The 26,270-nt window shown below is 39.3% G+C and carries 3 protein-coding genes; all 3 read left to right on the forward strand.

Translation table 11 applies throughout. The features are described 5' to 3' along the window. The first annotated feature begins 119 nt into the window (after positions 1-119). The 3 genes from BUA34_RS08455 to BUA34_RS08465 all read left to right on the forward strand — a co-directional run bounded on the left by BUA34_RS08455 (position 120) and on the right by BUA34_RS08465 (position 26,252). Positions 120-1,388, forward strand: a complete 1,269-nt coding sequence (locus BUA34_RS08455; protein WP_072828301.1) for an FISUMP domain-containing protein — start codon at positions 120-122, stop codon at positions 1,386-1,388. A gap of 124 nt (positions 1,389-1,512) precedes the next feature. Then, complete coding sequence (locus tag BUA34_RS08460) at positions 1,513-23,955, forward strand: calcium-binding protein (RefSeq protein ID WP_072828302.1); 22,443 nt, start codon at positions 1,513-1,515, stop codon at positions 23,953-23,955. A gap of 134 nt (positions 23,956-24,089) precedes the next feature. Beyond that, positions 24,090-26,252, forward strand: coding sequence for a zinc metalloprotease (locus BUA34_RS08465; protein WP_072828303.1), 2,163 nt, complete (start codon positions 24,090-24,092; stop codon positions 26,250-26,252). Positions 26,253-26,270 lie beyond the last annotated feature (18 nt).

The raw sequence follows: 26,270 nt of genomic DNA on the forward strand, positions 1-26,270 counted from the left end.
CCTACGGTCTCAGGGCCTCTTGAGGTGCTTAATAATAAATTTCTAATATTTATTGGGTATATGGAAGAGGTCTGCGGCATGTGCTTGTTTTGCGCCTGCTGCTGAAAAAGGAGTACAGAATGAGAAAATTTGGAATGAATAGCGTTATTGCGAGCGTAGCGAAGCAATCTCTGCTAGCTCTTTTCTTGTCCATAGCCCTCATCGCTTGTGGCGGCGATAGCGGTACGTCACCTAATAGCGAAGAAAAAGATTCTTCCAGCAGCGTCCAAAAGGATGAATCTTCTTCCTCGGTCAAGAAGCAGTCTTCATCAAGTGTGACGAAGACGTCTTCTTCAAGCAACAAGAAGGAAGTTTCTTCTTCTAGTAGTCAAAAGATTGCTTCGTCGTCTTCGACTCCTCGCAATGACGTGAAATCGTCATCCTCGAAGCGTAGCGAAGGGAATCCGTCAAGTTCTAGTCAAAAGATTACTTCCTCCTCGTCCTCGACTACTCGCAAAGACGTCTCGTCTTCGTCTGTTAAAGCCGTCTCCTCTTCATCATCTGTAAAGGCTGTATCCTCCTCGTCCTCTGTCATTCCCGCCTCGAGCGGGAATCTCCCTTCATCTTCTAGTAAAAAGGTCGAGTCTAGCTCCAGTCAAAAGACTGCTTCTTCTTCGAGTCTGAACAATGATGTATCCAGTGGTGTTGAGTATAAACCGTATGCTCATGATACATGCCTTGCTGGAAACTGGAATATTCACAAGAGTGTTTACAAACAGTTTACCGACCCACGTAATGGTCGTAGTTACTACTACTATACAGCCATTTCTTCAAAAACAGGAAGAAAAGTGACCGTCATGGCCGAAAACTTGAATATCGGTGAAATGGTTCCTGGCGAAAATGACCAGAATGACGATACGAAGATTGAACGCTATTGCTACAATAACGATACCACGAATTGTGACAAGTATGGTGGTTTGTACCAGTGGGCTGAAATGATGCAGTTGCCGAGCCGTTGCAATACAGAAAGTTGCTATAAAAAAATCAGACGAGATCATCAAGGAATTTGTCCTGAAGGATGGCGCTTGTTTACTTGGGATGATTACGAAATAATAAGAGATTATAATGACAAATATGGTGATGGAATAAAAGGCCTTCGTTCACAATGCTTCCAAGGAAAAAATACAAGTGGATTCTCCTTAATCGGAGGTGGTCTGAGAACTGAAGATGGTGTGTTTGAGGAACTAAACACATTTGCTACTTGGTTCCGTCCTGAGGAATATATGGATGATAAAGAAGTTAGGGCTCATCATACGATTATTTCGAGTCTTGTGGATGATCCTGTTAAACAAAATGGCCGTGAACTGAAGGTTAAAGGTTTTTCTGTTCGCTGTACAAAAATAGAATAGAGTCCTTATAAATATAGGGCGGATTGAATCCGCCTTTCTTGCGTTTTTCCGACATGGTGTCGGAATTTCCCTCAAAAAGTTTAATTAAAAATCGGTGTATGGATATACACCAAAGGCAATCCTTATGTCAAAAATGAACAACAACTCCCGTAAAAACTCCAAATCCTCTAAAAAAACGACAAAAAAGGCAATTCGTTCAAAATCAAGTTCTAAGAAGAATTTCAAGATTGAAAATCTCGAACCGAGATTGATGATGGATGCTTCGGCGGGATTTGATGTCGAAAAAATTGATGATAATGTTTATTCTAGTCAGTTTGAAGCGATTGCGGCTACAATTAGTACAAACGCTTCGTCTGTAATCAGTTCTTTTAGTGAATTTGATGTAACTGATGTTGGAGTGCCTAAAAAATTTAATCCTCCCATCCAACTTTTTTGTGAAGCTATTGATGATTTTGAAGTTTCCATTACAAATCAAGTAAAGGGTGCTCTTAATGGAGCTTTGCAATATTCCAAAACAAAAATTTCAGAACAAAATATAACCAATATTTCCTTATCTGAGTTTGTTGTTTTCGCTAATGAATATGTACAAAGTGAGTCCGGTAAGGATTATAAGGATATTGGTTTTGCCGTTGATGGAGAAAATGAAAGCAAGTTAATTGTAAATGTTAAGCTTTCTAATACAACGGATGTTAACGGTATCGAATTCAATTTGGGTGATATTGCTAAAATCAATGCGGCTGGTAGCCGTAATTTGTCTTCGTCTCTTGAATTCCAGGTTGCAATTGATCTAGATAAAAATTCTGATGGAAATTATCTTGAAAGTTTTGAAGACTTCAGTGTCGGAGATGTTGTTGTAAAGAAACTCAATGCTGTTGTAAAAGATTTTGGCGGTAGTGCCGAATTTATGGGTCTCACAATTCAAGAACAAGCGAATTCCGACGAAACGAGTAATGACCTTGTTTTGTCCTTTGATGACTCCGCAGAGACATCGAAGGTGACAGCTTCCGCCGATTTGGAATTTGCGCTTGCTGGAGCTGAAAGTTTGCCGTTCTCGTTTGCAGAAGGGCAAATTATGAAGGTCTCGTTAATTAATGGTAAATTTGTCGCCAACGTTCCGACGATCCAGATGAAAGAAGGCTTCTTGCTTTCTCCAAAAGTATCCGCATTGATTCCTGAAGATTCTTTTGTGAATGGCTTGAGTCTGAAAATTGATGGCAAGGATGCATCTGTAGCAGAAGCTGCTAGTAGCTTCAACGAACTCATGGGAAAATCCATGATTGCGTTGAAGGGTGCTGTCAAAAAAGAAACGATTGGTATGGGTGATGAAATTCGTACCGTTTTTAAATTAGATGCCACCGCCTTGCATGATAGCCTAAAAATTGTTGCCGGTGAAACGTACTTTAAAGAAATTGCGGTTTCGGGGAAAAATGGTGCGAGTCTTGTTGATGAAAGTATCGAATTAGCTCAGGGTACAAGTAAGGTTATTGTAACATTTACTCAATCAGCAGCATCTTTGAATGGGTTAAGAATATATTCGTTTGATCAAAATAATCTCAAAGCACAGTTGTCTTTGGGGGTTGAACTGACAATTGATATTGATGCCGAAGGAAAAGTTTCCTTTACTGGTGCTGATATTTGCAAGTTTAATTTGGATGCTTATGGAATCGAAATTCCAAATGATCAGGGTTATCCAATTAATGGAAATAAAAATGAATTGCATATTTCTAAAGAAAATGATAAGCTTGTAGGGGCGCTTAAGCTAGGTGAAAACCTTACGATGGATTCCGTATTCAAGGGCTTTTCTGCGGCGGATCTTCCTGTTTTTGAACGCTTAAGAATTCCTGTAGGCTCGAAGGAATTTACTGTCGCTGATGTTGCTTCTAAGATGGATGTGCTATGGAATTTTATTCCAGGAGCAATAAACGCAAATTTGACAGAAAATTCGTTGGACATATCGGGCTTTGCATCGTCTCTCAATTCTGCTTTAGCTGTAGATTATGCGGGCCTGGAAAAGGTCTTTAGCGCTGTTGAACTTGATGGTTCTGATTCGGCTTTGAATCTTGTTGATGGTGAAAATAATCTTGCCTTAAAGATTGTACTCAATTCGGGAATTCTGGAAAAACTTGATTTGGATCTTTTTGATTTAAATGATATCAAAATGGATACCAGCTTTGTTGTCAATGTCGTTTTGTCGAAGAAAAATGGTGTAGTCTCTTTTGCAAAAGTGTCTTTGCAAAGACTTGACATGGCAGTAAATGATCAGAGTGTAAATGCTGCGTTGTTTAATGGCGTGGATGCTGAATTAAAAGATGGAAAGTTTAATTTTGATGTTTCCGTAGTTAATGAACAAAATCGCTTGAAGGTCGAAAAGTGTATTGCAGAACTTGATTATTCTGAAATTACATTTAAATCGGGATCTTCGAATCTTTTGCATACTGGGAAGGGTAATTTCTCGTATTCTTATATTAACAGTGAATGGAATTTGCCAAGTGATGTTGTTGGTGTGATTACACACTTGGAAGAAAATTCTTTTTCCGTTGCTAATGTAATTGAAAATGCTGAAAAAGCGCCATTCTTTGAAGAAACCCTTGTTTCGAATATTGCGTCTAAGGTTGATGAATTTAGAAACGTTATTTCATTTGCGCTTCTTGGACAAATTCAAGAGACCGGTGAATCAATGGGAATATCGTATTATATCGATATTTCAGCTTTGAAAAGTAAAATCAATGATAGTGTAGATTCTTCGTTGAAGGCCAAATTCAAATCTGTAAAAATTGAATTCGAAAATTCGGAAGTAGAGGCGTTCGATATTTTTGATGATGAAGACCCCGAAGAGTACAGTATAGTTGGGTTGTTAAACGGTCCTAATTCCATTAAAGTAACTTTTGAACTTTCGCAAGAAATTTTGAATAATCTTCGTGTTTATAGTAATGTTTTTTCTAATCTGACTCTTGATACCGATATTTGTGTAAAGTTTGATGTTAATGTCGGTGATGGTGAAGGCAACTATATTAGCGATTATTCTTTGAAAACATTTAGGCTTACTGTAAAGGATTCTAATCCTACTGCTGGTACGTCAATAACGATTGATTCAACTGATGGTCTTGTTGTCTCCTATGGCAGTCATGATGGATCTTGGAGCGTGAGCGGCGTTATCTTTAATGCTCCAAAAATTTCTTTTGATTCCGCTGAAGATAAATTGGCAGAAAAATCGTATTCTGACTTGAAATTTGATGAAAACTATAGAAAAGCTGTTGATGCGGTGGAATTTCTTGAACCGGTTTCTGATTTTTGGAATACTTATGTATTCAAGGCTTTGATGTCTACCGTTAAATGGAGTGATGGAAAAAATTGTGTTGTTGATACTGGAATGTTAAAAACATCATTAGAAAAAATTTTGAATAAAGACAAAGTCAGTGCTTCAACATGGTTTTCTTCCGTAAAGATTGTCAAGGCAAATTCAAAGTTGTTTGGTTCTGAATCAAATGGATTTGATATTTGTGGCGGAACTTCTGACAGTGATGCAAAACTGACTGATAATGTTTATTTTATTGTATTTACATTCAATACAGCGAAATTGAATGAACTGAATCTATTTTCTCAATCTTTGAAAAATCTTGATGTTGATGTTTCGGTAGCTTTGAAAATAACGTTGTCGGCTGGTGAAAAAGCTCTTGGTTGTGAATCTACGTTGGAATCTGTGCTTTATGATGTAGATTTGAAAAATGTAATTCCCGAAAAATACGACCCTGAGAATGAAAAGCACACGAATGTTGGTTTGACTGGTAACGTTCAGATTCTTTGGGATGGTAATGATTGGCGTATCGAAAAGCCTGATTTTGTCTTAGATGGTGGCGTTTCTCTTAAAAATGAGCTGTCTAAGCTTGGTAATGTGGAAATTGCGGCATTGCATGATAAAAAGCTGAATATTGGTTCTAAAGAGCGCGATATTTCTGATGTTACTGAACAAGCTGAAGAATGTTGGAATTGCTTAATGGAGGTTCTGTATTCGAAGCTTGCTGAAAAGAAACAACTGATTACTACGGATGCCGGTATAAAAGAAATTACTGCTGCTTATAAAACAGCCTTGGCTGCCCGAATAAAAGATACAAGTAAGCGATTGTTTAATGATGATATTGTCGTTACAAATAATGGTGGAAAGTATACAGCTACCTTTACTTTGAAAACGAGCTCTATCAAAGCGTTGGGAATTGGTGGCGTAAATGTTGGCGATGTGTCTAATGTTACTTGTAAATTAACGTTAAGTGTTGATACAAGTGTTGAAAAGAATGCTGTTGTCGATACGGGTATTAAAAAGGATGTTGTTGTCTTTAGTAAGGCTACACTTGATGGATTTTATCTGGAATTGACAAAAACATTCACGGAAACTAAATCTATTGAGGTTGTAAAAGACAAATATAATGCTGAACTGAGTGGCGCTAAGTTCAAATTGTCGGTGTCTATGGATGGAATTGATCAGACTCCTGAGACTGATTGTAGTTTGTCATGTACATCGTATGATTTAAAGAAAAATGATTCTACTAGCGTTTATTTGTTTGCAAATGCAGGAACATTTGCTTTTGTTAATGACTCTTGGCAGCAGCCTTCTGATCTGAAGAATTATCTTACTATTGCAGATTCTGATCAATACTCTTTGAAAAAACAGATTAATTTAGCGGATAATTATCAATTGCCGTATGTTGGGGATAAGTTGTCCGTTGGTGGGAGCTCTTGTTCTGTAACTGAGATTATTGATAAGATTGATGCCATTAGAACGATAATACTGCTGGCTTTGCAAGAAGATGTTAATCAAAATAAGACGGAATTTGATTTATCTAAGGTTAAGAGCCGCATTGACAATACTGATAATTTCTTGTCATCTTTAAAATTAAATGACGTTGACTTGTTGACATTGACGTCAACAACATCGAATATAGGAATTAATGAATTAAAGAATATTGAATTTAAGCTTAATGTCGATAAGCAAAATGTTGAATTTGGTTCTGAAACATTTGCTGATACAGAAATTAATTCATCAATTTTGTTTAAAGTAGAATTTGTTACAGAAGATAATAATAGCTTGTTAAAAACGGTTTTTGCCGATTTTAAATTGGATTTTCCAGAAATAAATGCGAATACAACATCTGAGGCTTCTAACCCTGATTTGACGCTTCGTATTGAAAATGGTAATTTGAACTATTCGATAACTAAGAACGGAGTTGAGACGTCTTCTAATGTAACTCTTGATGATTATATCAATGATGTTTATATGCCTTTAGGCTTTGATTTGTTTGTTCTGAATCAAGTTGAAATACCGTATATTGATAAATTAGCTTTTTCCTTGGGTGGAAAAAATGTTGAGTTAAAGGAGATGCTTAATGCAGTTGATAATTATAGCCGAATTACACAAAACTTCTTGGATTGGGCGATAGATTTTGATCCTGAAGATCCTAGTGCTAAGGAACCTGGTATAAATCTTGAAACTATAAAAAAAGGTATTGCTAATATCAATAGCGTTATTCCTTTAGGGAATGTTGGCATTCTTATTGCGGAAAATGGTGGATATAAAGATGAAAATTTTGAAATTTTGAAAGGGAAAAATACAACTAGCAAAGATACCCTCGACTTGAAAAAGGGACAGTATAATGAGATTATATTTAAAATTTCACTTACGGGGCTTGAATGTTCAAAAAAATTGAATTTAGGCTTGTTGGAGTTAGATAAATTTGGGGTTGAATTTAATGCTTATGTAAAGTTGAAGCTGTATGTAACGACTTATGGGTGGATTATCTTTGATGGTTGCAGTCTTGATAGGCTAAATGTTGATCTATATACAAATGTTGAACGTTTAAATTTGGGGTTATTTGACGTTTCGTTTGAAAATGGTGGCGAAAAAGCTGGAAAATTAAGCTTTAAAGTTGATGTTGATCCTAATGCTGATTCTTTTAGCGGAATTCTTAAAGATAAAACGATTGGCCTAGAGTTTGATAAGGTTAAGGTTGGTAACATTGATGTTCCGTTATCGTTAAAGTCGGGCAAAAAAGAATACCTTTCTTACAACTTTGATACTAATGAATGGACTCTTCCTGAATCGATTCGAAAGTTTGCCTCATTCTCTAGCGATAATCTTATAACCAAAGTTCATACGGTGTTGGATACAACGCAGTCTGCGTTGCGTAATCTTGTAGAAAGCAAGACAAAACTTGATTTCCTTGATGGCTCTATTGAAAAGGTTGTTGATGTTGTTGATAAGGTTGAAAAAGTTGTTTATGGTGATGGTGAGAGTGGAAAAAGAGCCAATGAACTTTATGGCCTTTGTAAAGAGGTGAACGGACAGTATCAAGCCAATTTTGGTGATGTTCAGGGATTTGTTGATAAATTTAATGAATCGTGGTGCTATTTCGTTCTTGAAAAGAATCCATTGACTTATAAAGAATTGAATAAAATTTGTGCTGTGCAATATTATTATTTGGACAAAAATAATAATAATAAAGAAACTCTATATGAAGACGGTGTTGCTAAAGAAAATGGTATTTCATCTGTTCAATTTACATTTAAATTAGGCTTTGAGTTAGGACACGATTTTGGCCTTAATTTTGCAAAATCGCTTGGTGAACAATTGGCGAATATATCGACATGTGGTAGTATTCATGTCGGTGCCGACGCTAAGATGAATTTTACTTTGAAAATAGATTTTGAATCGCAGAAGAATATAACAGATGATTCATCTTTGTCTGATTTAGGCTTTGACGATTTGAAGAATGAAAAAGGAGATAAAATCAATGTAACAGCAAATGATCAGTATATCACTTATGAAACCGGCCTTACACGTTCGTTTGATGAAGATTTGTATATCAAAATTGTTAAGGAAAATAAAAGTGAATGGACTACGTTTGTTGTTGGTAATTCGAAAATTTTAGGTGAAACAGATTGGGCTTCCCAGCCTACTTCATCGGGTGTCGATATCAATTATATTTTATCGTCAAGACAAATCTATGTTACTGCAAATGAAAAATTTAACATAGAAAATGCCGCTTCGACTGGCTCGTCAACGGTTAATGTGAAAAAGACATCTTCTGGTGGAGACTCCTTTGCCGAACTGAAACTCACTGGTGCCAATCTTCAGACTGTGTTTGATGTAGATCGCAATAGTTCAGAGTGGAATTTAAAAATTATTGAAGATTGTAAAGAAATATACAATGCGGATGGAACTCTAAAAGCTGATTTGGATATTAATAATACGATCTCTATTAAGAATGATGATATTCAAAGCCTTTATAATGATAAACTTATTTTAGCGAAGAAATTGAAAGAACGCATTAATGAATATCTTAGCTTGCAGGCGGATGATGATGACGGAAATGTTACATTGTCCAATGGTACTACTAAGATTTTATTGTCTGATAAAGTTAAAAATGGCCGTTCTATCATGAATACATACGGCTTGTATGTGGTTGATGTTGATGAAGATAATCACAAAGTTATTTTTGGATGTGATTCTAGATTAATTCAATCGGGTGAAGAAAAACAATATTTGTTGTGTAGAGCAAAGCAAATAGATGCCAAAAAAGTTGACCATGTTACCTATATGCGCATTTCTGGCGAAATAAATCCGTCAATGAATACGGCTGGCATGAAGGGGGCGCTTGTTTACGAAACAGAAAAAGATACTGATAGCAATGTTGTGAATATATACTATGTCAGTTTTGATAGAAGTAAAAAATATAATGATGAGGGAATTAAGTCATTAAATAATAACTTAGATTCTTCTTTAAAGGATAAGATTGAATTTAAGAAAGTTAATGATGAAGATGAATCAATTGTTAACATAGTCAGTAAAAATGAGTCTCTGAATCAGTATATCGTAAAATATACAGATTCTATCCTTAAAATGAAAATCGGTACAAGGGAAGTCCTTGTTGATGTTGAAAAATGTTTGACGGTTGAAAATCTTGCCGAAACGATTTATAAAACGATAAAATCTTATAAAAATCTTTCTACGGATATCTCATCTGTAAGTGTTATTGATGGAAAAATTGTATTTACTGCGGAAGATAAAAGAAGTAATTTAAGCGACTCTTTGAATAGTATCACTATTGATGTTTATGAAGATAATAAAGATAGTTCTCCTACTATAGAATCGCTCAAAAGTGAGACTGGTGATTTTTGGATTGTTGATGAAGATAAACCGATTGATTTCCAAAATTGCATAACAAATGCATTGAAAGGTAAGTCATCTTTAAAAGATGTAAAGATTTCTGAACTTCTTGATGAAATTAATAATGACAGCAATTTTAGTGGTTATGTCATTAAGCTTGTCAATGACCATTTTGAAATTATAGGATCTGATAAAGATGTTTTGTTTACATTGAATTCTATTGGAACAAGCAAGGTTCTTGAATGGCTTGGCTTTACATCGGGTCAGGAATCTAAACTTGTCAATAAAGAAATGAAAATTGTCGGATCGTCCGTGATTAGTTTTGATTGGGCGAAGGCTACAAGTCTTGAAAAAATTGAACTTATAGCTAACTTGTCTCTTAAAATGGGACATTCAATTGCTCTTAAGAAAGTTTCTAATTCTAAAGATGATCGCATAACACTTTACATTGACAACGACAATGATACGAATGATTTCAAGGTAGATGGATTTATCGATGTTGATGGTAAGTTTTGCAGGATTCTCAATGTTGAAAAAATTGTTGATGCTAATGGAAATGCGAAAATAAAATCTATTGATGTTTCTCTAAATCCTATTAATGATGAAAGTAACATCGCTAATGCTTTGAAGTTGGCAACCTGGAAGAATGCTAAATATGTGGCAAGCGCCTCTGCTTCTGTTGGTTTCTTGGGCGTAGATATTATTGCAAATGGCGATGCAGGTTTGGTTGCTGAATTTGGTCTTGAAAAGGCTGATAATCCTGAGAAAGCGAGTGTTTTCGGGTATAATGTTACAACAAAATTAGATTTTGATTCTGATTATTTAAATAAATTCTCGTTACAATCTTATGCTGATGTGTTTGGTGATAGTGTTTATTTGGGTGATGCTAAAATTGGTATTGAAGCAAAAGAAGATGATATTGAAAATGAAAAGCAAATTCGTTATAAAGTTGTAAGTGAATTTAATACTAGTAGTGAAGCTTGGAAGAATATTGTTGATAAATTTAAAGATTTTTCGATTGAAAAACTTTATGCTGTTCTTGAAACATTATTACAGCGTCTTGACGATATTACTCAAAATTCGGATGTTAAGATTCCTGTTATTAATAAATCCGTAAGAGATTTGGTAAATGTCGCCAATGATTTGCGTGATATAATTGCAAGATTGCGTGCCGAAAAGGTGACGACTATTCAAAAGTTCGGTGATCTTTTAAACACATATCTTGAAGAATTCCATCTTACATCGCATACGCCGAATGAAAAACTTTTCAAATTAGAACCTGATATAGAAGGAACAGAATTTAAAGGTCTGAAACTTACATTTAATATTCAAAAGAATTTCTCGACACGTCACAGATTTAGTTTTGGTACAGGAACAAGTGGTGTTCATGGTAATATAGACTTGGATGTTTCTGGTGATTTCTGGTTTGCACTGTCTGCAAAACTTGATATTAGTGAACTTGATTTGATGCTAAACAATGATGGCTTGATGTTTGGCGCAGATATTGGCATTGCTGGCGATAAACTTCGCTTTGATTTGGGCATTAACGCTGGGGATGGTAAGGAAAATCTCCTTAGCAACTTGATTTCTGTGGGCTCTGATAAAAATGAAGCTTTTATTTATGGTAAGGTGGGTTTTGCTGGATCGTATGGCAAAACTGGTGTTGGATTGTCTAAATTTGATGATAGCTCATTCGAATATATTCTTCCTGTTGCCATTTTTGGTAAGCTCCCTGTTTATGCTTGCAATATGTCGCTTGGCGATGTGTATATTGGCAAATGCGTGAACGGCAATGTTGCGTTCAAGAATTGTAAAGATTATGCAACTGCAAAGAAAGCCGTTGAAGATGAGATGAAGGCATACTTGGATGTACACAATTCAAATAAGAGTAATAAGCTTTATGTTCTTTCTGGTAGCGGTTCTTCAGATTCTTTCGATATAGATATAAAAACAGGAACCGAAGAAAATCTGAGTGAATTGAATGATAAGTTTATTGTTGATTTCTCGGATGCTTATCAAAAGATTTCGGATCTTGCAGATTTTGCCAACATGGATTGGTTTAGCAAGATTAAACTTGCTGTTGCTGGTTTGAACAACCTGTTTGAAATGCTTGAAAGTAGCATGAACAGCAATATGGGTAGCAAGCTCAAGTCTGTGCCCGTAGTGGGTTCTGCGTTAAGTACAGGTGTTGATTTCTTGAGTGTGTTGAGAGACAACATCTTGGATCCATTCTCGAAGTTTGTCTATGAATCTACAGGTCTTACGGCTGAAATGGTTGCTAAGAAGATGAACTCGTTATTGAGTGGTTATTTGCTTAATGTCAATATTGATACTGATGATGACTACTACTTTAATTGGGGTCTGATGGACAAATCATGGACTCAGTCTGGTGAAAATGGCAAGGGTGCATGGTATCGTAGTGATAACAAGTCGGCGGAATGGTTCTTTAATTTAGGCGGAACATACGATTATGGTAAATCGATTGACTTTGATTTAGGATTCCCTGGACTTGGGCTTAAGTCGAATGCTGGATTGGATCTTTCGCTTACATGGGCGCTTGAATTTGGCTTTGGTATATCGCAAGAAAAGGGATTCTACTTTATCTTTGGCGATGGTGATGAACTTTCTGTTAAAGCCAATGCTTCTTTGAATGGTGATATTGAAGGGGCTTTAGCAGGTCTTGGACTTAAGCTGGATGTGAAACCTGAAAATAATCATTGTGCTGAAATTAAACTTGGATTTGGTGTCGATTTGAATGAATCCAAGAATCTAGAATATGATGCTGCTTCTGGGATTAATCCTAATTTAAAGGGAGATAATCCCGATGGCTTAACTGCGGATGAAATAAAGGAACGTATTGATAAAAAACAACTTTCTAATAAGAAGTATGGTATCGTTGAACTTTCGAGTGCCTTTGCAAAGCCTGAATTTGATTTCAGTGCTAGTGTAAATATTGTTGCTGGCATGACTGTTGGTGTTACGAAGGATTTGGATAGAAATACACCGAAGTTCCCGAATATTACTGGTCGTTTTGATTTTAATTGGGAAGCTGGCGCCGGAGTTAAAAAGCTTGGATTCTATGAAATCAAGCTTGACATGGGCTCCTTTATCGGAGGCGTGCTTGGACCGATTATCTCCAAGATTCAAAAGGTGATTGAACCGCTTGAACCGCTCATCGACTTCTTGACGACTCCGTTCCCTGTGCTTAAGGATTTGGGTATCAAAATTACTCCGCTTGACTTGGCCAAGAAGTATAGTAATGGTAAGTTTGATGACTCGATGGTTTATGCCATCAAGGATTTGATTGCTATTTCTAAGACGATTTCTGCCGTTAAGGGTAGTGGATTGTCAATTTCGATTGGTGATTTTGAGTTGGTAAACGGCTCTGATTCTAATGAGGATAGAAAAGCTCAATCTTTCCTTCAAGGTAAATCGTCAACCTCCTCGTTTATAGGGAAAGATGATGATTTTGATAAAAACGTAACGAAATACGCCAAGGGGTTGGATAACGATAAAATCAAAGGTGATGCTAATAATGCTTTGAAGAAGCAAGGCCTCAATATGGATGATAAAGGAGGCTGGTATTTTGTTTGGAATGACCCATCGAAAATCTTCAAACTCCTGCTTGGTGAGGATATTGACCTTGTCAAGTATACCATGCCAAAGCTCAGCTTTGATTTTGACTGGAGTACATTTGTCCGTATTTGGGGCCCGCTTGGTGCACGTATTGGCGTGAATTTCAATGCGTCTATTCAACTTTCCTTTGGTTACGATACTCTTGGAATACGCCAGTGGGTCAAGAGCGATTACAAGGACTTTGGTCGTTTAGTAAATGGTTTCTATGTAGGCGATTTGGACGATAATGGTGTTGATATCAACGAACTTTCGTTCTATGGCGGCCTTAATGCGTCTGCAGAATTGAATGCTGGTATTTCTGCTGGTGTTGGTGGCGGAGTTGGCATTAACGTTGGTTTTAACCTTTACGATCCGAATAAGGATGGTAAAGTTCGCTTGAGCGAAATGACGCAAATCATCAAACGTGATGGCTTGTTTGGCATGTTCGACGTGAATGGAAAGATTACTGCCAAACTCTATGCTTACGTGAAATTGCTCTTCTACAAAAAGAAGTGGAATATTACTGGTGATATTACGCTGTTTGAGTTTAGCTACGAACATAAAACAGCTCCGGTAATGGCTTCGAAGAACGATAATGGTGACGTTGTCGGTCATGTAGGCCCGAATGCGGGAGACCGTATTTCTACAGATAAGAATAACCCGTCGCTCAATGATGGTGATGAAATTATTTCTCTCACTATAGAGGACAGGAAAGTTTCTTGGAATGGTGATTCGGCTACTGTTGACGAAGGTAAGAAACTTATTATTGATGGCGGTGCCGGCGTTGACAAGATTACCGTGAAAGGAAACGCTAAATGTGATGTCGAAATTTTGGGTGGTGATGGCGACGATGTTATTGACCTTTCTGAATTGACTGTTGAGGATGGTTATGCTGTCATTATTTGGGGTGGCTCCGGAAATGATAAAATTTTTGGAGCGAAGGGCTTGAATATTATCTTTGGTGATACAGGTATTGCCCGTATTGAAGATGACAGAGAAGATAAAGATGATCCGAATGATGTTAAAATAACTAACCGTAAGTTTGTTGTCGATGCCGATGTTGTCGCCGATGGTGCAGGAGATGATATTATTATTGGCAATAATGATCCTGCAACAACTCGAAATATTATTGCAGGTGGTGCTGGTAGCGATAAGATTTATGGTGGTGCAGGTAAAGATATCATCTTCGGTGATGGCGGTAAGGTTGAATTTGAAATCGTAAATAAAATTGAACCCAAGAATGTTGATAATATTGAAAAAAATGATCTCGCTAAACAAAAAGAATATAAGGAACGAGCGACATCAAAAGAATATTCGTTCGTTGCAGGTAGGCCTGTTGATGGTGAAACTGTAAAAATTTCTCGTACTGATATCAGCGCTGATGGCGGTAACGATGTAATTCTCGGTGGTGCAGGCGATGACTACATTTATGGCGGTGCTGGCAATGACCATGTTGATGGGGGCGCTGGTGAAGACCGTATTTATGGTGAACGCGGCCACGATATTATGCTTGGTGGTTCTGATAAGGATTATATCTATGGTGGCTCCGGCCATGATATCATCTTTGGTGACAAGATTGAATCTGATGTTGATATTGATAAGGACTTGTTGCTTTATAAGGAGTTCTTCAGTAAAGAATTTAGAGAGGCTCAGTTTGCTGCTGATACCATAATTTCAAAGTCGGAATTCGAATTTAGTGCCAATAATAATAGTGATAAAACAGTATCGATAACTATTGATTCGAATGGTAGTGCTGGTGTTGACCATATCTATGGTGAAGAAGGCGATGACCTGATTTTCGGTGATAGCGGTACAAACGATGGTGCTGGTGATACTATAGAAGGTGGTATCGGTAACGATGTCATTGATGGCAATGGTGGTGACGATACCATTAGCGGTGGCATTGACAACGATATTATCTATGGTGGCTCTGGTAACGATACCATTGATGGCGGTGCCGGTAATGACAGCTTGTATGGCGATAATGGTATTCGTGCTTATGATAAAAAAGGCGATGCTTTTGAAGGTGCACAGATTACCTTTGGCGAAAATATTGGCCTTCTCGATAAAATTTACAAGAGCATAACGCCTAAGTCTGGTCTTAAAGATGGTAATGACAAGATTATGACTGGTCCGGGTATGGACTTTGTTGATGGTCAGGGAGGTAGTGACCAAATAATTGTCAACCTGATGGGTGAAAGCGAAACGAATTACGCAAATATTACGGATACTGGTGCAGGTGAATTTGATACGGATACACTTACCATCGAGGGTACGGAATACAACGATACGTTGCTCATGCGTACGAATAAGGACGAATCTCTTGGATTTGTAGCTTTGTTACCCGATAGAAATCTTGGTCAAAATGAGGTTGGTAACAGAAATATTGAACGAGTCAACTTTACAAATGGCATTGATGTCGTTAACTTGAATGCAAACGGCGGTGATGACAAGATTTACGTTGATGGTACTGCCAAGATGACGAATATTGATGGCGGTGCTGGTGATGATTCGTTCCAAATTGGCCAATTCTATAATTCTGAACGTGTATCTACAGGCAATCAAGGAATTAAGAAAGACGATGAGTTTAATGTAACTCAGACTCTTGGTAATGATAAGTTCTTGAGTGACGGTGTTACTAAGGATACGACTTTGAATGTCGAAGGCGGTATTGGAAATGACTCGTTTATCGCTTTGCGCAATGCTGGTGCTTTAAGTATGGCTGGTGGCAGAGGCAATGATACATTCTCTGTTTATACTTATGAAAATAAGATTGAAAATCCCAAATATGATGCAGATGATAAGGATTCTAAAGAACCTCAATATATTGGTGAAACATTTGATAGTGGCTCGATGTCTGTTGACGGCGGAGCCGGCATCGATTTGTTGAATGTAGCAGGTTCGACAGGAGACGATACTGTTATTATTACTAAACAGGGTATGCTTAGTGATTCTACCGGTGTCAAGATTGCTGGTGTCGAAACAACGAATTTTGACGCAGGTGCTGGCGATGATATGTTCTTTGTCCTTGGCAATAACAAGGGTGATTCTACCATTATCAATGGTGGACATGGAAATGACACTGTTTCTGTTGGTGGTGGCCCGGACGAATCAAAGAATTTGCGTAGTGCCGATACTGATGGTCAGAAGAATCACTTGAAATACGAAATTGTTACAACGGCAGAACAGGGTCTTAAAGAAAATCAGGTTAAGCTTGTTGATGAAAAAGTTGAAAGTGCTTTCTTGTATGATGAAGAGTATACGGTAATCGATACAAGTAACGAACCGACCGTATTCTATTCTATTGATGACAAATGCATTAAACTTGAAAATATTACGGTCAAGGAAGATGGTGAAATCAAGACATTCTATATCGGATGCTCTGGTGATTTGAAGGGGAAAACGATTTCCGTTAAGTTGACAGTTCCGATGCTTTCTTCTACGGCTTTACAGCACGGGGATAGAGGTATCCTTATTAAAAAAGTAAGTGATACAGAATTTTCGAATGAAGTGACTTTTGATTTAACAAGTAGTGGTTCTGTTGTTGCTGTTCAAGTTAAGGCTCTTTCGGATAGCTTGCTTGAAGAGGCTCTTGTATCTTCGATTACTGTGCAGAGTACTTGGAACAACGCTAAATTGAAACGCTCTGTAAATGTTATTTCGGTGAATGTTGAAGATGATGCTAAAGAGAAGAATAATGAGTATAAGAATTTGTTGACTCGAACGGATGAATTCCGCGTTCAAACGGCTGAAATTAACCTAGGCGAATTCGTTAAAGAATTTGATGGTGATATTCATGTTTATGTTCAGAATAGCGATGAAGAGTTGGCAGAGGGCGATAGTAAGGATTATACCATTAACAAAAAAGATGGCGTTTTGACTCTTAAGAATTTTGATAAATTTGAGGGTAAGAATAAAGTCTTGGTTGTCAATTATCGCTCCAATAAAATGCAATTGGACGGCTCTAAGATTCGCTTGGTTTATGACAATCTTGCTGCAACGAAGAATGGCGAAATTGTTAATGAACTGAAGTCGGTAACGTATTATAAAGATGGAGATACTAAAGGAACCAAAATAAAGTCAAAGGCTGAAGCTACAGATAAAGATGAAATCTATTATGCCCTGTATGGCGATAGCTTGGTATTCTTCTATAAGGCTAATAACCGCTTGGCTTCATTGCATGGAAAGATTGAAGTTAACGCTGATACACGAATTGTTGATGTTCCTGAAAATCGTGATTCTAAAACAGAAAATAAATTCAATAGCGATAAGTTTAAGATTGAATCTGTAAGTAATGATCATGTGATTGCGGAAAAGGGATCTGCTGCAGAAGCTGAAACGAACTTTAATACCACAAAGTTTAAGTTAAAGTATACAGGTTCTGATGAGGAATTTACAGAAGGAAAGAGTGTTTTTGTTAAAATATATGCAGAAGATGTTGTTTCTGTGAAGGATGCCACTCCTAGTAAACAGCTTCGAATTTATAAAGATAATGAATCAGATCAGGCCGAAAACTATTTAATCCTTGAATTTAATAAGGATCATTTGGAATACTCAATCACTGTTTATGCGGACAATGATAATGTAAATGAAGAATATGGCTATACAACGATTCCTGCTAATGACAAGAATCAGTACATTAGTGATATTGAAGGTAACATCTATGCATATGGTGAAGGTGCTAGCATGGAATCGGATTTTGACGATCCGGCCGTACTTCGCTATAACCATAAGTTTAAAGATGGCTCTAAGGTTGTAAATGCTTCGAAATTCAACGAGAAAAATTCCTATGATACCGGCAAAATGGGCAAGGTCTCAAGTATCGATGGTACAACAATAGTATTTGATGGTAAAAATGCTAATGGACTGAAGAAAGGTAGTACCGTTAAGTTTATCAAGGGTGATCTTGAATCTGATTGGTTCTATGTAGAGTCATACGATGAACAAACGCATACATTTACTGTTCAGGCTCCTGTTGAAGGTTTTGGCAATGGTTCTGGTGTTTATGCTTTGTTCTCGGAACCGAAGGATTACCTGTTTACGCCTGAAGCTGATAATACTGACCGCATTTTTGTGAACAATCAAATGTCTACTACGGATGCAACGACCACGTTCGAAAGTGTCGATAATGCCCCGGATTCTGTCAGATTTACAAATAAGGTTAATGATAAAGATAAGCAATGGCAGGGCGAACTCGTCGCAAATAACTTTGAATTCGGCGAGTACAACCTTGGCTCTGGTGTGGATAAGGTCGATATTTATAAGACTCATTATCGCAATGATGAGGGAACCAAGTTCCAGACCTTTACCGTTGTAAATACGGGTGATGGTGAAGACGATATAACGGTTCATAGCTATACGGAAAATTCTGATGGTCAACTTGTCATTAATGCTCAAGAAGGCGGTGATGACACGGAAGGTCGTGGCGACAAGATTAATGCTACATCAGATAAGATTACCAAAAATGGTATGATTATTTTCGGTGGCGAAGGTCGCGATAATATTGATGTAAAACAGGGCGTGATTGCATTCGGCGATAAGGGTAATATCCAGTATAAGAATGCTAAGGGTGAAATTGTTACGAATTTGGGTTATGAAGAAGTTGATGTAAATAACGGAAAGACTGGTCAAATTATTCGTACCAAAATTTCCAAGGAAAATGGTGTACTTCAAAAGCAGACCGATGGTGTAGCTCGTGGTGCAACTTCCATTAAGTCTGTTGATTACAATAATGGTAAACGAGATGTGATTCTTGCCGGTGGCCGTGACAGTATTGTTGTTGGTGGTGCCAAAGACGATTATATCTCTGTAACGGGCGGTAATAATGTTGTCCTTGGCGATAATGGTGAAATCAAGTTTGTAACCGATGAAAAAGAAAATACTACCTGGCATGAAAATGGAACCCTTCATAGCTATCGTTCGTCAGTGCAGACTATCGAAGACGAAATCGGTGAAAAGGATATAATCAATATTACTGGTAGTGATAATGTAGCTATGGGTGGTAATGGTGGTGATGAAATCACGATTTCTGCAATTGAAGGCGAAGAAAATAGTGGTAGCAATAACGTTGTTCTCGGTGATGGTGGCTTAGCTGAATTTAATTTGGATGGAACGCCGCATAAAGTTGAGACAACTAAAAATGGAACCGGTGGAGTCGATACGATTACAATCCATGGTGGCAATAACGTTGTCATGGGTGGTGCGAAGAATGATGAAATTACCATTGGTATCGAAAATAAACCTGATAGTGCTGCTAAAAATATTGTTCTTGGTGACGGCGGTAAATATGTCGAAAAGGCAACCGAAAACGTTATCAAGACGATTGATAATGACATTGGCGGTGTAGATACAATCAAAATCTATGGCGGTGATAATGTCGTCATGGGTGGCTTTGATGGCGATAAGATCTATATTGGTGCCTCTGAAAGCGTGAAGAGTGACAACAACATTGTTCTCGGTGACGGTGGCGTTGCTCACGTCAATAAGGATGGCTCGCCCAATAAGGTAAAGACGATTGAAAATGATATTGGTGGTGAAGATACCATTGAAATCTATGGCGGTAATAACGTCGTCATGGGTGGCGCAATGGATGATGAAATTACCATTGGTATCGAAAATAAACCTGATAGTGCTGCAAATAATATCGTTCTTGGCGATGGCGGTAAATTTGTCAATAATGAAACCCAAAAGGTTGTCAAGACGATAGATGATTCCATTGGCGGTGTTGATACAATCCATGTCTATGGTGGTAGCAATGTTGTCATGGGCGGTGCTGAAGGCGATGAAATATTTATCGGTACTTCGGAAAGCGTTAAGAGCGATAACAACGTAGTTCTTGGCGATGGTGGTAAGTACAATCTCAAGAAGGATGTTTCTCTCGAAATCCGCACAACCAGTAATGAAGTTGGTGGTACAGATACCATTGAAATCCATGGCGGTAAAAATACTGTTATGGGCGGCTTCAAGAATGATGATATTGATATCTTCGGTAATGATAACGTTGTTCTCGGTGATGGCGGTTCGGCAAACTACGATAAGCGCCCTGAAGTAGTCAAGGGTGATACCAATGTCAATGCCGGACTTATCAAGGTCGAAACGCAGGCTGATGAAATTGAAGTTGTTATGCCGAAGGATGATAATCCTTCTGGAAAGTCTGTCCGCCTGAACGATGATATTGATATTCATGGTGACATCAATATCGTTATGGGTGGTGTCGATGCCGATAAGATTATCATTGATGGCGCAGACAACGTTGTCGTTGGTGATGCCGGTGTCTATACTGTTCGTGAAAATTGCTTGACGGTTGAAACGAAGAGTGAACCGTTTGGTGGCCATGACATCATCACTACGGGTGACGGCAAGAATACGATTCTTGGCGGTACAGATGTTGATGAGATTACTACTGGAAACGGTAATGACATTATCGTCGGTGACGGTGGCTTGGTTATCATGGACAATGACCATAACCCGCTCATTGTGACGAACTCCGGCAAGAATGTTGCCGAAGAAAATGAGGAAACAAAGTCTGCTGGTGGTGATTTCATCATAACAGCTGGTGGTGACAACGTTATCTTCGGCGGTCTTGGCGAAGACAAGATTGATTCGGGCAATGGCGAAGATGTCGTGTTTGGCGATAACGGCTATGCGACATTCCGTGGAAATGCTGGCTTGGCAAATGATTTGCACGAAAAGTTCACTGATCTTAAGGATGTGTTTACGTTCGAAAATGCTCCTGAAGTTCGTGATTCTGCAACACTCAGCTTCAATTTCCAGGGCCCTGCCCAGTGGGGTATTGGTGCTAACGAACAGGCTGGTGTGCTAACTGAAAGTGAAAATCATCGTGTTGGCAATTGGAACAATATCAAGACTCAGTCTGGCCAAGAAGCTGGTACATACGGCAATGATGACAAGGAATTGGTCTACTTTGACGATGGTACGCGTGCAAGTGCCGTGAGCGTGACTTACGGTGCCTCTGAATCTCACCGCGTTAAGACCTCTGATGGTGCCAATATCCGCTTGCATGGTTATGATCAGTCTCAGTTTGTGACTGGCTCGAATCCGGGTGATGTAAACTTGATGAAGAGCGGTCTTGAAATTAGCGGCAATAACGCTCGCAATACGCTCTTGACGCAGATTGATGGTCTTGACCAGTATTTCACAGAATACGATGTGATTGTCTATTTGGATATGGTCCGTGAAAACTCCATGCCCGAACATAGTGTTCGTATGGTTACGTTGTTCATCGATACTTTTGATGAAGATGGTAACTGGGTGAGCAAGGAATTTGACCGCTTCTATGTCAACGATCCAGACAATAATACATTTAATGGTTCTTGGACTGTTGCAACGGGTAAGTCTGTAGAGACTGCGATTGTTTCTAACTGTGTTATCTTCAAGTCTTATACTGATGCTAATGGCGTTGTGCATACATTGAGTGGTGACCGTTTCCATGTCGAAATTACTGACCCGCTGAATGGTACGAATGGTAAGGATCGTGCTGGTATTGCTGGTATCCAAGTTTGTGGTAAGCTCCACAAGCAAGATATCGCTGCCTCTACGGATATCGATTATGGTAGCAAGGACACGATAAAAACAAGTGGCGGTAACGATATTGTTGTTGGCGGTACTGGTGGCGATGAGATTACGACTTATGGCGACGAGTATTACGGAATTAACGATTTCGATGTCGTGTTTGGCGATAATGCCAAGATTTTGCTCACTGACCGTGATAGTAAGGATTCTACGGCTTCGACGCTGACGCATGCGGAATCGATTGCTGCAACGAACTATACTGCAAATTACGACGATATTATCAATACTGGTGACGGTAACGATGTTGTCGTTGGCGGTATTGGTCATGATGATATAAATGCTGGAGCAAAAGAAAAGGCTCAGACGACGATTGATGGCGTTACGGTTACTTCGTTTAACTTCGTAAAGGAGTCTACGAACCAGTCAATGCTCATCAATGAGGGTGAATCTGCGGGCGTTGTTGTTGACAATCACTGGAAGAACGTTTACCTGCGCAATCATGAAATGCGTGACCGTGCTACAGGCAATGAAGTTGCCCCGAAAAAAGGCGCGATTACATTCGACTACACGTCCATCGCTCAATGGAGTAACAACAATCCGAGCGAACAGGAAGATCCTGCAATGGATGCTGATACTGGCAATAACAAGATGATGAAGACTCTTGTGATGGGCCAAAAGCTTGAAACGCTGTCGCTGTCGTTGCATAACTTGCCGGGATCCGAAAGCAACCCCTGCGATGTGTATGTCTATGTGGGTGGTAAGCTTGAACATGGTGATGCTTATGATTACGTCTTTGAAATCACTGGCTCCGATAATAAGAAGTTCTATTTGAACGATTGGGCGGGCAATAGCTTTGAAGGCGAATTCAAGGAAATCACATGCACGAGCTATACTCCGGACATGCTTGTTTCTGGTGTAACGCCGAGTGTTTCGATGATTGGCAACTACGTGGTATTCCGTGGAATCAAGACTGCTGAATATACGGTACAAATTCGTTGCGTACAAACTGGAGTCGGCAACCAGCAACCCAATGACATTCCGGTGTTTACGGGTGTGCAGATTGTTTCTGGTGCAAAACGTACAGGCGATATCGCAGTTGGTGGCGATCATGACAAGGACCTTGTCTTTGGTGATGATGCCATGCTTGATTTCGATCTCGATATTCCTTTTGCGGGTAACGAAAATCTATCGGATTACAAGAATCGCGTGATTTCTGCAACATCGATGAGTGTATCTGCTGATGCTGCAAGGAATGTCCGTACTGATGATGTAATTCATACAGGTATAGACCGCGATGTTGTCGTTGGCGGTGATGGTAAAGATTATATCAGAACTGGCGATGGCGATGATGTGGTTTTGGGTGATAATGCTTCGCTCAAACTCGAAAATAATAACCCGATTGGTGTGTTCCGCCCGGATGTGGAAATTGTTCTCGAAGATAATCAGTATTTCCAGGGAACGAACGAAGCATATCTCGATAATGATGGTGTGCAGGTTCAGACTATGGAACAGAAGTACTATCAGGGTAAACTTTCTGGTATTGCTTTGCAGAATACTGAAAATGGTCGTCGTGACGATATCGATGGTGAATCTGGTAAGGACCTTGTGTTTGAAGGTGAATACAATGATGCTCCGCTTTACGTGGAACAACAGCAATCTTCAAATAACTCCGGCAACAACCAGGGTAACACGAACCAAGGCGAGAACAACACCAATAACCAGGGTAACACGAACCAAGGCGAGAACAACACTGGCAACAACCAGGGTAATACGAACCAGGGTGAGAACAACACCGGCAACAACCAGGGTAACACGAACCAAGGCGAGAACAACACCAATAACCAGGGTAACACGAACCAAGGCGAGAACAATACTGGCAACAACCAGGGTAATACAAACCAAGGTGAAAATAACCAGGGTACTTCTAACAACACAAATACGGATGTGCGTGTAGAAACTATTGGTACGTTGTCTCAGATTATTGTCTTTGAAGCGGGCAAGACAATTAAGCTTGTTTGCTCGGATTATCCGCAGGGCAATCCTTACTGGACTCCGAATATCTGCATTAGAGGCAATAACAGTGGTCCTAATCAGATTCCGGAACTCGAATGGTCTTGGGATGGAAAAACTCAAGCCCATACGAACACATGTACTGATTTCCGTGTTGATATTCCTGACCATCCGAATGGAGAAAATGGCATGTACGAAATCTATGTGACGGCAAAGACTTCGGGCGAGGCTCTTCTCTATGTTGATCAGTAATAAAATGTTGTAATAAAATCATCCTCACCTTCGCAAAAAAGGTGAGGATTTTTTTGTTTAATAATGGAGGCGAATTTGCTATATTTGCTTGCAATGTTTAATAATGGAATGAGCTTGCTTTGCAAGGTTTTTAGATGATTCTAGACCAACAGCGAAAGATTTTTCATGAATCGTGGTACCGGCTTGCAGAGAGTAAAATTACTTTGCGTTCGAGTGTCCACGTTCATCGCCAAGTTTATCGTGGCGTTCTGTGGTACGTTCTTTATGAACCGTTTACAAATCAGTATTACCGTTTGCCTCAAGGGGCGTACGAATTTATTTCTAAGCTGAGTTCGCATAAAACGGTGGGCGAGGTCTGGAACGAACTTTTGAATAGCGGTGCCGAGAGCGTTCCTAGCCAGGGCGAGGTCATCGAAATGCTTTCGCAGTTGTATCAGTCGAACATGCTCTTGTACGAGGGCGTGGATGATGGTACGATGTTGTTTGACCGTAACAAGAAGAATGTTCGCAAGAAGGTGAAAGCGACTCTTTTGAATATCTTCTTTTTGAAGGTCCCTGTTTTTGATCCTGAATTTCTATTGCGTAAGCTCAAGTGGCTCATCAACATTTTGTTGAGTGTGCCGTTTGCGCTTGTGTGGCTTGCTGCGATTATCGTTGCGACAAAATATGGCATTGAAAATTTCGATACGCTCAAGGATCAGACACACGGATTTTTATCGCCGTCGAATATCGGTTGGGTGTATGTCTGTACGGTGGTTGTTAAGCTGCTCCATGAATTCGGGCATAGCGCCGTTGTGAAAAAGTATGGTGGCGAAGTTCACACGGTGGGCATCATGTTCATGCTCTTGGCTCCGCTTCCGTACATGGATGCTACTGCGAGCTGGTCTTTCCGCAAAAAATGGCAACGCGTTTTTGTGGGTGCTGGCGGCATGCTCTTTGAATTCTTTATCGCTGCGGTGGCGCTCATATTATGGGCGAATCTTGGCGGTGGAATTTTAAAGGCTCTGGCATACAATGTGTTTATCATTTGTTCCATATCGACGGTGTTGTTTAACGTGAACCCGTTGATGCGTTTTGATGGATACTACATTCTCACGGACTTGTTGGATATGCCCAATTTGCAACAACGTTCTGTTAGTCATTTGAAGTATCTGCTTGAACGTTATGTGTTCCGCAAGTACGATGCCGAAAACATTGCGGATACATGGAGCGAACGCTTTATTTACACGTTCTACGGTGTGGCGAGTGCTATTTACAGGTTCTTCTTGTTCGCAGGGCTTGTCATTGCGATTTCGGAGCATTACTTGATTTTGTCGTTCATAATGGGGACTTTGCTTTGCTTGACCATGCTTGTTATCCCGTTCGGTAAGTTTATCAAGTATATATTTGCGGGGCCCGCTCTTGCGCAGGTCCGTAGTCGAGCGATTTTATTGACGCTCCTTGTATTTTCTTCTCTTGTGGGCGTGTTGTTTTATTTGCCTGTGCCCGATACGTTTACGGCGCCGGGTGTTATCGAGGCGAGCCGTTTCGAAAACAGCATTGTGGGCGAGAGCGGTGTCGTTGTTGGCGTGAACCATATTTCTAACGATTTTGTGCATGTGGGTGATACGCTCATGGTTCTCGAAAATCCAGAGTTGACTTATAAAATCGAAGAAAAACAGGGTGAAATTAGGGAAACGAACCAAATGTACTATCAAGCCTTGGAACGTTCTCCAGAAAATATGCATCCTATAAAAATTCGGTTGAATGTTTTGAATCAAGGTTTGGATGATCTTATAGAAAGGCAGAACAGGTTGACGTTAGTGGCCGGAATGGATGGCGTCCTTAGCACGGGTGATATTCAGAATTATGTGGGGCGTCATGTCAAGAAGGGGGATTCGATTGGAATTTTGCTTGATACGACTTCGTATGATTTTGTAGCGGTCGTAAGTCAAGAAGATGTTTCACGCTTGTTTTCGGGGACTCCGCATAAGACGAGTGTTCGCTTGAACGGCGAAGCGTTTACGGAAATTTTGACGGATAAAATTCAAGTGATTCCCACGGCCCAAGATAAGCTCCCTTCGAATGCGTTAGGCTGGCATGGCGGTGGTGATATTGAAACGAAAACGAACGGTTATTCGGAGCAAACGGCTGAACCTGTTTATTTGGTGAGAACAACGCTAATGGCCGATGACAAGCGCGCTCTTATGAAACATGGCCGTTCTGGAAAAATCCGCTTTGATTTAGGAAAGAAGCCGATTGCGTTGCAGGGAATTCGCAAGGCCCGCCAGGCTTTGCAGAAGTATTACAGGCTGTAGTCTTCTAGAGTTGCTATC

This window comes from Fibrobacter sp. UWB12 (assembly GCF_900142485.1).
In the GTDB taxonomy this organism is placed as follows: domain Bacteria; phylum Fibrobacterota; class Fibrobacteria; order Fibrobacterales; family Fibrobacteraceae; genus Fibrobacter.